The sequence below is a fragment of the Acinetobacter sp. neg1 genome (assembly GCF_000788125.1).
Lineage (GTDB): Bacteria > Pseudomonadota > Gammaproteobacteria > Pseudomonadales > Moraxellaceae > Acinetobacter > Acinetobacter vivianii.
Genome location: NZ_JSZD01000006.1, coordinates 230,728 through 242,685, shown reverse-complemented (window position 1 = coordinate 242,685; position 11,958 = coordinate 230,728). Strand labels below are relative to the sequence as shown.

Below are 11,958 nucleotides of genomic sequence, written 5' to 3'. Positions count from 1 at the left end.
ATTTAAACTACTTTCTCTTGTTTAACAGGAACATATTTGAGATATGGTGTTTTCGTAAAAGGCTCACAATGAACACCTGATGTCAACATATTGAGCCTTGGACCAATATAATCTCCTTCTTGATTGCGCATATCATAACTATGGGGTTGAGAAACAATTCCTTTTTGCATGCCTGTATCTATTTCAACTGCTACCTCTACATATCCTTTTTTAGATATACTCCTTAATTCTTCACCATTCTGATGCAAATGTATCTAATTTGCTATCTCTTTAATTTGTCGTTCTAAAACAATAATTTCATAGAAGGTAGACACAAGATTGAAAATTAACAACCAAGTGTCTAAAGCTAATATGAAAGTTTATCTATTTCTGAATCCATGTGCTTTAGCTTGTAATACAACATAGACTGAAATTATTGATAAAATACACATTGCTATTGTGAGTGATGATGGGCCAATTTTTTAAAGAAAAATCCCGCCTAGCAACCCTCCTCCAGCAATAGCCAAATTAAAAACAGTAACTAACATGGACTGAGCAACATCAGCACCTTCACCAGCATTATCAGCAATTGCTGTTGCAATAAAGTTTGAGCTCCACCAAAAGTGATACCACATAATGCGATACCACTCAGTACTAGCCAAGCATAGTTACCAGTACCAGCTAGCCCTATTAGAATAGCTGCAACAGCAAAGCCTGCTAAACTTAATGATCTATCAATCAAAACCTCAGTAATCCAACTCCCAATGATTGAGGATACTCTAAATAATAAAATTAATAGATCCAATCTATCGCCAAGACCTACTGAGGTAAAATAAGAAAAAATAAATGTATACAAAATATTATGTTCAAGTATCCCATAAGAAGATTACTACTAATACAGTGTGTTACTGCTCAAAAGCAAAATATGAGTTCATCTTTTCTTAAAAGATAAATAAAATGAACTAATAAAAATATCATACTTTCTTTATAGTATAGATATAATTCACTTGTTAACCTTCTAAGCGGATATAGATAGGATTTGGTGGCTCACTACCAAATAGTTTTTTATCTCGCTCTTTTTTCCACTTTTTACAACGATTATTTATATCATTCCTAAAACTTTGGTAAAATTTAGAGAAAATTATATTTTTATTTAAAATTGATTCTTTCCATATGAAAAATCTTGAATCAACTATTTTTGTAAATAAAATCATATATTGCCAAAACTCTTCTTTATTTTCTGTAGATACCATTTTTCCAAACCAATATTTAGACCAGGAATTTCTTTCATACATATATAAAGATGCTTTGTAAGCATCACCAATTATTCCATCATAATCTTTATATTTATCAAACACCTCTTGAGATAATTTATTTTCATCCAAACATCCAGCAACTAGAACTCCTCTAGCAATTTGAGATGGTTCAACACAACTAATTTTTTTTCTAATATAATCATAAACAACAACATCATTATTATTTAATAATGCTGATAGCACATGATCATAAATTTTTTCATCTGAAAGTGATTTATCAAGTAATTTAAATCTATACAAGTTCAATTCTTTGTTTGAGCCAGCCCAAATTGCCATTTGCTGTAATGAAATTTCCTCTTGACCAACAGTTATATTTATAAATGATTCGCTATTCTTAATTTTCTCCAAAACTAATTGATATTTTTTCACATCATTTTTTGAATAACTATATGCTAACAACAATATGAAATTATAAAATTTAGACAAATTACCATTTGAAAATTGCATAAACATATTAAACCATTTTTCTTTTAGCTCTGGAGCTGAGTTCAATATAATATCAAATGCTTCAGGCAACATCCCTCTTAATATAAGATCAACACTATTCTTTTTTAAATAACTTATATAATCTTTAAATTGGTTATTTTGAGACTTATGCCTTTTTTCGAAATCCTCTCCAGATTCTGAAAGTGATTTTAAATGCTGCTCTAGGTTAATGACTTCTTCTCTTCTGTCAACCCGAAAAAGAGAAATAATATTTTCCTCTAGCGATAAGTTTTCAATAATTTCTAGCTTTGGAAAGCTAATCTCAGTATCAAATATAACTTTAAAAGCATTATCAATTGCATATGCTATCTTCCTTAGTCCAGTAGTTGAAAGAAAATTACCTGCACTACCATACGAGCATGGATGAATATTATTAAAAACCTCATCCTCTTCAACTATTTTTAGTTTTGCTGACAATAGCCATAACAATGACCCATAAAAAAACTCATGCTCCTTTTTTTCTAAAAAAATATTATTCCAATTTGACCTAATAAAATCACTCAATAAATCAAAATCTTCGAAATTAAAAATAGCTTTAAATACTTCTATTCTTATATAAGAATTGTGATTGCTTATATTATCCTTTAAAAAATTTTTATATAGTTCACTTAAGGGAATTTTTTTTATATTTGCATAACAGAGCAAATTAAATATTTGATGCTCTAGCAACTGCCTAGCAATAATCTGATCAAATTCTAGTGATGTTATAGACTCCATCATTTCAATAAGATCAATAAAAACAATATCTTCCTTTTTAAAGCTCATTAAAATTTCTAATTGTCGTAATGGTTCAATAAATGGTAAAGTCTGCATGATTGAAAACTGATTTACTAAATTTTTATCACTTTCAGTTAGATCATCAAATATTCCTGAATCGTCGTTGAGATTATGATAATTTAATAATTTATTAACATGCTCATTAGTAAACAAAAGATTATGTTGATCAATATTAAGTATTCCACATCGTAAAGGATATTTAGATCGATATAAAATATCAGTAATTAACTCTCTGTATTTTAATATAATTTTTGATGGCCTAAAACGTGCCAAACCAGTTTGAATTTCATGTAGTGAAATACTGTCATGAGTCTGATTTAGGTCATTCCAAACTTGAGTAATATCAAGTTTTTCACACGCTTTAATAGCTTTCTCAATATTTTTTGGTTCAAGTGAAGCAGGGTCACATGGATCAGTAGCACAATAGTCTTCTATTCTTCTCCATCCTCTAGGATAATCATCGGTTCTAAGCTTCTCAGCAAGCTCATCTGCAATCTTTGCATCATTGGACTCACCAGTCGAAAAAAGTATTCTTATGTAAGCCCACTTAGCAACATTTGAATTCTCAGAACAATTTAATATTTTTGCTTCACTTAATAATTGCGTTCTAGTAACCTCCCAATCAACAAGGTTATATCTAATTAAGTTGATAAAATCTTTATGTGAAGAGCTATAACCTGAATTTAAATTACAACCGAAACTCCATCTAACAAATTCAGGCACAAAATTTGATAAAGGTTTTCCTGCTAAGATATGAAAGGCAGTAATAACTAATACATCAATATCTCCTGTATGTTCGGTTAATTGACGAATTAAACTATTTTCTTTTTCAGACAGTTTATTTATTTTCTCTAAAATTCTAATTTTATTTTTCTCAATAGTATCTAAACGATCTTTATTATCTTTTTTTGAATAATAAGGAATATTTTTATCTGGTGCTAATGAATAGTATAAAAGCCAACTCTTTATTTTCTCTTCAACGCACGGCCAAGATTTTGAATTGATAGAAATAGAAATAATTGAATTTTTGACCCAGTTAAAATTTGGTTGTTGAGCACCAGCTAAACACAAATCTTCTAATATATCGATAAAATCAGGAATTTTATTTTCCACAATTGTAGCGAAATACCTAAGATGTAACTCATCAGTATTCTGTAGGGAAATAAAACACATCACTAGTGACGTTAGAACTTCTCTAGAATAGTATTTAGGTTCAATAACTAATATAGTCAAACAGGAGATAATAATTTCAGACGTTTTATCTAATGCATTTATTGGTTCGATAACTTTAGCCAAGCCTTCAATAAGATTTTTTCTATTTCGCTTCATAGAATTTAATTGAAGTATGATTTCTAATGCTAGAGCTAATGTTAAACCCTCCTCTTTTAATTTGTATGAATTAAGGTCATCTTCTACAATTTCAAAAAAACGACCTTCAGCAACAGCATTTAGATTTCCTTTAAAGTAATTAAGATCATCTTTTTCATTATTGATTAGTCTGTTTATAATTTCCTGTGCATGTCTCTGAAGACTAATTAAAAATTCAGTATATGTTATTTCTTCATAATTTTCAGATTCCATTTGCCTAATGTGTTCTAATAGTATTCTATTGACATCTAACTCTTCACTTTTTTGAATTTTCTGCTTATCGAATAGGCTTAGAGCAATATTTAGTAATCTTGGATTCAATAAGGAATGTGCTACACTATCAGTAAGTAAACTTGGATTAATTCCATTAGTTATTAAAATTTCATTTCTTTCCACCTCAGACCAATCTGTAATTATTACTGTTTTATAAGTATCTATAATCTTTCTTCTGACCCTTTCATTAAAAAATATATTTCTTGATGTTACTAAAACTTTAACACTTTTTTTATAAAAATAATGTGAAATTTTATTAATTATCTCAGTCCAATTTACATTAGGTTTTTGGTTTATTCCATCAATAGTCACCAATAAATTAATAACGTTTTCATTTGAATTACTTTCCCATTTATTGAATATATTCTTCCATTTTTTAAAGGAGATTTCACATTCTTCATCGTTTGTTTGTTCAATAATTTTTTTGATTAAAAAATTTTCCAATCCGCTATTGAGTTGACTAAAATCTTGCGCAGTAAGAAAAATATGCAAGGGTCTCTTCTCTAGGGATAACCAACTTTGTGCAGCAATCCATGATTTACCAACACCCTCTTTTCCTAATATAAAAATTATATCTTCTTTATATAAATTAGTATGAATACTACCAATTAGATTTGCTCGAGGTAATAGCTTAGATAATTTGGGATCTTTAGGAGCTAAAGGTTGACCAAAACTGTGTTTTGCTGCTCTATTATCAGAGAAAGTCTCTATCAGCCATTCATAATTATTTTTTTTTAGAAATTCAAATTCGCTTATTTCAATATCTTTTTTCCTATGAAAAACGTGACATCCGAAAAAATTATTAATGAAATCAAAGTCTATTTTTTCAAGATTCTCTGCACCAAAATCATTATGACTTTCATTATGGATGATTATCGCTTTTGCTATTTTTAGTGAATCATCTTGATGATATGTGAAAACGACTGACCCAGATATTCCTTTAAAATTATCATTTTTCTCCAATAAATTTGGATTCGGGCTTAAATGGCGATAAGAGACCATTGATTCAAAATATTTAGGCTTATCTAAGTCTAAATTAATCCAGTCACCATCCTTTTCGTTGAAACCTCTTGCAATATAAGATTCTGTATAAATTTCTTCATTAATAGTTAATTTATTAGTAGCTTTTTCATTAACCTCAATAATTGTAAGGTCTTTATTTTTATCGTAGAATATTTTACTAATATTTAGTTTTTCTTGATTTTTCTCCTGTAATAAATGGATGTTTTCTATAGCAAATTCTTTGGGACATGTTCTACAACATCCATCTATTTTATCCTTGTACAGGTCACAATTATCCTTTTGATCACAAATACTATGCTTAGAAGTTATAACAAATGATTTTGCTTCATCATATGATAAAAAAAGGTACCCTGTAGATTCCGAATTTAGGGTCACAACTTTGATTAAACTCTCATTATTCATAGTATATTCAATTAGATAAATGTTCGATAAAATTTAATAGCTCTATAAGCTTATGAGGCTATAACTCAGGAGCTCTTCACTTTTTGAAAAAAACTACTTTGCTGAAGTGCTGCACTTCTTCGATCACCGTGATCAACCAACCAATCAATAATTTTTAAGAATTTTTGTCGTAACTCTATTGGCATAGATTGTTCCTTCTCTATAAAAATTTGGATAAGGCTAGATATCCTTTGATATACTTGCTCATTCCAATTCAATTGCTCATCTAATAATAGTAGTTCTAAGATTTGATCAGCATAAATATTTGATGGATAATTTTTGATTGATCGCTCACAAAATTTCAAGAATAGGTGAATAACATATTCAGTCCAACCTACCGCTCGGACATACTTATCAACTACAGGTAAGATTATATCAATTTCAGACCAATCCCCATTCACAAACCTGCTGGCTAAAGGTGCATTTTGATCAAATGATACAAACATCAACGATTTTGCAATCTTAGGTAACTCAAAACCTGAAATTTGTCCTGCTCTATAACTTTTTTTATCAAAACACGATGCTTTTAAAAAACGATCCAAACATAAATCTAAAACATCTAACGCATTGTCAGGAATTATTTGTGCATCATAAATATAACGACAAATATAATTCTCAATGAATGGATAAAGCAACTCCCAACAAACATCTGTTTTAAGATTAAGAAGAGGCATAAGGAATTGTGATTTGATTTCTTCTGTAGGAAATATTCCAACAGCTCTAGCTAAGGCACTAGATAAGCTATGATTCCATTCATAAATAATATCTTTATCATCAAAACTCTGGTTTTCTTCGAGCCAAGAAGGTTCTTGTTTTTCTATAGTCCATTCTAAGCAACTTTTTAAAAAATCGAGAATATAGGTTTGGGAGGTATCATGAAGTAATCTCTCAGGCAGTAAATGAATAACTTTTCCTGAGAAATCATAATCCCACTGAGTATCTGATTTTACCCACTTTGAATCATCTTTATCATCGTAGTACCATTGATTATAAGATTCAGAAATCTTTCTCTCTCTTTCTTTATTACTTTGCAATGTTTCTTCGTCTAATTCCATCCAAGGAGCATCAGGTATAGGTAACGAACACCAGTCATCTCCGGATTTAAAATAGTTGTTTAGATGTTCATATAACTGTTTTAACTCTTGTTGAGCTTCTGGATATTTATCTGATCGATAGATTTGATATTTTAAATGATTTTTACATAAAGCAAATGCAAAATGAATTGCAGACCAAACCAGTTTAGGCTGTATATCAAATAATTTAAAACATTCTTTTAGGGCCGCTAATGAAATTTCATGAGATGGGCTCGCTACAATATTTAGAAGATTACTGAAAGTTAAATCATTCATAGTGCCATGAATAATTTCATTCACTAAAGCCTGTGCAAGAAATTTCTTCGGATGAAAAGTTAAGGAAGCTTGTGGACATCCTACTTCATAAGAGCTATATGGTAGTTGGACTACTTGATTTAAAATATCACGAGCCCATTCTAATTTACTTTCTGTACAATCAGCTCTAAAGACGAAGATCATGGTTGCTAATGCACTAAAAGCGTTTTGTTTCATTCTTCTAATTACATATGTGTCATCATCTATATCGCAAGCATCAAGAAATAAGCTTTCTTCTTCTATATTTTTTAAAAATTCACCGACTGATTCTAACGTATATGTATTTTGAATTTCTTGAGCTATTAATGATTGTTCCGCCCAATAAGCAATTTGAGAGAAAATTAAAAAATTATTTTTTTCTTTATGTTCTTTGGAGTTAGCTTGCTCTTGATAGTGAGGATGATTAAAGCCAAAACTAATTTGATTTTCAAGCTCTTGATAAGAATAATTCTTAGCATTACCATATTCAGCGTAAAAAACAGCCCGTCCCTCTAAAAATTTAATGATGGATTCATCTATCTTCTCATGCTTAAAATTAAAAGGAAGATCAGCTTTGAAATTAGATAACTTATCTTTTGTTAGTTCACGAAATTCAGGGTTGATAAAGTAATTTCGTAGTAAAAACTCTAAAAAAGTTGTACTAGGTTCCTGTAAGTCTTGCTGGAAACGATACTTATCTAACTCTAAAATTTTAAAATTAGTGACAACTGGAAATATAGAATTAGAAATAACTTGCTTATTTAGGGCTAAAACACTTACTACACCAAGAATTGCTACTGATTCATGCCCTAAAGTAATTTTTTGAATGAGTTCATCAAAATCTCGCCCTTGCTCTAGTTGTTCAAAGCACCAATTTTCTAACACCATATAGGCCGATGAAATCGCATTATTTATCCAAACAGGTTTTTTCCAGATATATTGCTTTTCATTTCCCCAAAATTCTTGCTCTCCCCAAGGAAATTCAATAATAGTTGGTAGAGGTACTTGTTCAGAAATTTCACATAGTTGTTTCCATGCTTGAATAGCATGGTTAGATAGGTCACGTATGAGCTGTAATCCACTATCTTCCGAATACTTCAATAATGAAGAAAATGGTTCTTTTAAAGGTGAGCTAGGATAAAAGTGTCTAGATTCATATTTAATTGATAAATTTTCCGAATCCTTACTCTGAATTTGTTGATATGGTGCTTGATGAAAAAATAAAGCACGACGATCAATCATTAATTGTTCTTCTTTTGATCTTTCTTCTTCAGGTTTAGCCAGTAACTCTTGATAATATTGCTTTGTTCTTTGATAGCTTCTTTCCTCACGTTCTATGCGTGTTTTAGGCAGTTCGTCTAATAAAAATTTTAGCGTTAAATCAGCAAGTAATTTTGGATGATGCTGTGAAATAAGGGATGAAGCACCAACTATATGTGCATAAATATCTCTAGATACTTCATTTTCCAAAAGTAGAAAATTTAAATATTTTTCCATATAGGATGGATTTGATTGTATTGAAACCAAGATTAAGTTAATTAGCCCCAACTTAAAATCTTTTAAGTTAACCATTTGTCCCCAATCGTTAGATCTTTCTTTTTGAGAAATTTCTAAAAGCCAGTGAATTGATACATCCAAAAGCATTTTAGACATCTGATTTGAGGGTATATGAATACCTAAATATTGCCAAACTTCAAAAATCTTCAGTATTTGAGGATATACTTTGGGAGGTATGCTTGGGATTAATTTAAAAATATATTCTAGAAGTGTTCGCCATAGTGAAGCATCAGATGGCCAAGGATATTGCATAGCCATCTCTAATTTATCAGACTGTATTAGGAATACAGGATTTGCTTTAGTCTTCTCTGCTTGAAACCATGTCAATAACTTATTAAAGAGATCAAAATCATTTTCGAGTAAGGCTTGTGTATATCCACTACTCAACTCAATGAACTTTGGGTGTCCTATTGGTCCAATCACCCATGCTCTTAACCATTGTGATCTTAGCTCTTTAAATTTTGGGTTTTCTAAATGACTAATCCACTGATCGTCAATAAATTCTCGTTGAGCAAGCAATTCTACAACCCTACCTATGTAAGAAGGTTGTCCAAAGCTTTCTATTTTATTTAACCAGTCTTGGTCTTCTTCTAGAAGAAGATAAAGTAATGACCATTCATAAAATATGTCATGTGTAAAATCAACAGTAGAACTTTTAGAATTTACATGAACTATCCCGTCAACAACCAAGCTATCTAAAACATTGATAGGCTGAATCTCTCTACGCTTGACACTATTACCAAGGCTTTGAGATTTAAGTTCAGAAAGTCTTTTTAAAAAATCTTGTCGATTATAAATAGATTGACCAATTGCATTAAATCCGCCCCGTTCCCACCATACATCTATTAATTCTAGTTCTGACTCAGGTTCAAAATTATTGGCTTTTAAACTTGTTAAAATTTTAGCAAAAAATGGACGTCTAATGATCTCTCTGACTTTACTATCACTGAATAATAACTTCTGAATGCCAGGAATTTGTTGAGCTAATGTATAACAATCATCATCGCTTAAAAGATCTACGTTTAAGGTTTGGATGGCTATATTCTTCAATAAAGTACCGACCCATACTTTTAATGGTTCAAGTCCAGTGTCTCTTAACGTAGTAACAATTTTCCAATTGGTTAAATCGTGATTATTAAAAATTGTACGAATTAAGTCTTCAATGATTGGTTTACTATTTTCACTAACTCTGTCTATACCATCAATAAAGACAATAGGAACTCCCCCAACGGCTTCCAAACTTATTAGCCACTCTGAAATTGAAAAACTAGGTAGTCCAACTCTAGATAGATATTCCAACCAAGTATTACTTCCCGTAAGTTGATCTGATTTAATGAATAAAAATGGTAAATCATTAACTTTTGACTCTGCGATTTGTCTTAGTAGAACTGATTTACCTGTACCTGACAAACCTGTAATTTGTATAAATCTTCCTGAATTTAATTTATCTTCAAACTCTTTGTGTAATGAAGGTCTAGATAACTCAACTCCATCAATTATCTTCGAAATTAATTCTAAACTTTGTTGACTAATATCTTTAATTTTTTGTACTTCTGGAATGTAAAGTCTTTGATCAAAAACTTTGCATTCGAAAAACTCATTGATTTCACCGAAATTTAAAGTATCAAGACTTTCTGCCCCAAAATCATTATGATTTTCATTATGAATGATAAGAGCTTTTGCTGTCGGGTAATCTTCATAATTTGTAAAAATTACTGAGCCTGATATCCCCTGAAAATTATCCTCTTTTTCTATTAAATTAGGAGTTGGATCTGAATGTAAGTTGTAATAAATAAGTGTATCAATGACTCTAGGTGCATCAAATACTAAGTTGGTTATTCCAGATTCTAAGCTATTAAAACCAGAAGCTACATAGAGGTCGCTACAGCTTTTTTCGTTAATTACTAGTTTATTGGTAGCAGTTTCAGTGACATGTACAATTACTAAATCTTTTGTTTTTTCATAATAAATTTTTTCTATATGAAGAGCTGATGTATCACCGTTATTAAATAATTGAATATCTGTTGTATCAAATTCTTTAGGACAGACTCTACAACATCCATCCGTATTACTTAGATATAAGTCACAACTATTCCTTTGGTCACATATGCTATGTTTTGATGTAGTAACAAATGACTTCTCATCATCAAATGACTTGAAAAAATATCCACTGGAGTTATCTGTCAGTGTGTGAACTTGTATTAGGTTATTTGTATTCATAGCTAAGTGTGTTCACCCCATTAGAAGGATAGTTTTCATTAATATTAAAACCTAGACTTTTACACTCTTCAATTTTTGCTAATAGATTAGAGCTATTTGAGCTTAAATGAATAGTTGGATTTTTATCGAAACTTAGAATTCTAGCTAAGGTAATGTTATTAGGATGCTTATTCTTTGTTTTATTATCAGCACATAAGATATATTCAGTTTTTCCAATAAACTCTAGTAAATCGATACTTGTATTATGTTCACTACCATGATGTGAAATCTTTACCACATCAAATTGATGTTTTAAAAAACCTGCGATATTTAAACCTTCTACAACATCTTCAGCATGAGCATCTCCTAGAAAAAGCCCCGAGAAGTTTCCATATTCAATGACCAATCCTATACTTGATTTATTAGTAATAGATGTATCTTTTATAAAAGTATCTTGACCAGATTGTATTTTTTGTAAAGCTTCCGCAGGTTTTACTTCTTCAGTTTTCGAACTTGAAATTTGTTTTTGCCTTTTCTTTTTTTCTTCTCTTTCTTTTTTTAAATCAGCATCCTTTAACATTCGCTCTAGGATTTCAGCTGTTGGTGTTATTGCGGTTAACTTAATATCTTTGAATATCAAAGGAGTAGAATTTCTTGTCAAACATTGAATTTGAATTCTACGTTCTTCCAATAATTTTTGTCTAAGAAGATTATCTTGGTTATATGAGATTTGTTTCTGTGAGCTTTTTATAATGTCAGGAATATCTTGGAGACTATTAAAAATAATAGTGTTAATTTTGATAGAAGTATCGAGCAAAAATTCAAATCCACCGATGTGGTCATCATCATTATGAGTGACTATCGCTATATCAAGAATACTATTTTCACCTAAAATCTTTTCTATATTAGCTAGTACATCTCTACGAGCTTTGAATGATTTTGGACCACAATCGATCAGAATTTTTGAATGATCGAAATCAAGAAGAAGACAATCTCCATGAGTCGCATCTATTACATGAATTTTTAACATTTAATACTTATGTAAAATGATGATTTATAAATATTTTATCTATTTATATTAAAAATGGAATCATTTTTTAAAGCAAATTCATGAAGTTATTTTCAATATATTCAAAATATGTTAATTAACTATTTGTTTTATATTGATTAAT

At 30.1% G+C, this 11,958-nt stretch carries 4 protein-coding genes and 1 pseudogene; all 5 read right to left on the bottom strand.

Annotation, left to right across the window (positions count from 1 at the left end):
- Positions 1-2 precede the first annotated feature (2 nt).
- Positions 3-188 (bottom strand): annotated as a pseudogene (locus tag PJ15_RS02185) (anaerobic dehydrogenase); the annotation flags it as partial.
- Positions 189-520: 332 nt separating this feature from the next.
- On the bottom strand, positions 521-721 hold the full coding sequence (locus PJ15_RS18760; protein ID WP_227504677.1) for a hypothetical protein: 201 nt from the start codon (positions 719-721) through the stop codon (positions 521-523).
- Positions 722-989: 268 nt separating this feature from the next.
- Positions 990-5,624, bottom strand: coding sequence for a hypothetical protein (locus PJ15_RS02175; RefSeq protein WP_047427461.1), 4,635 nt, complete (start codon positions 5,622-5,624; stop codon positions 990-992).
- A 65-nt stretch (positions 5,625-5,689) separates the two neighbouring features.
- On the bottom strand, positions 5,690-10,807 hold the full coding sequence (locus tag PJ15_RS02170; protein ID WP_227504676.1) for an ATP-binding protein: 5,118 nt from the start codon (positions 10,805-10,807) through the stop codon (positions 5,690-5,692).
- Positions 10,794-11,816 carry a ComEC/Rec2 family competence protein gene (locus PJ15_RS02165; RefSeq protein ID WP_047427458.1) on the bottom strand — a complete coding sequence of 341 codons (1,023 nt, stop codon included), beginning with the start codon at positions 11,814-11,816 and terminating at the stop codon, positions 10,794-10,796. The genes PJ15_RS02170 and PJ15_RS02165 overlap by 14 nt, the downstream gene beginning before the upstream one ends.
- Positions 11,817-11,958: the final 142 nt, after the last annotated feature.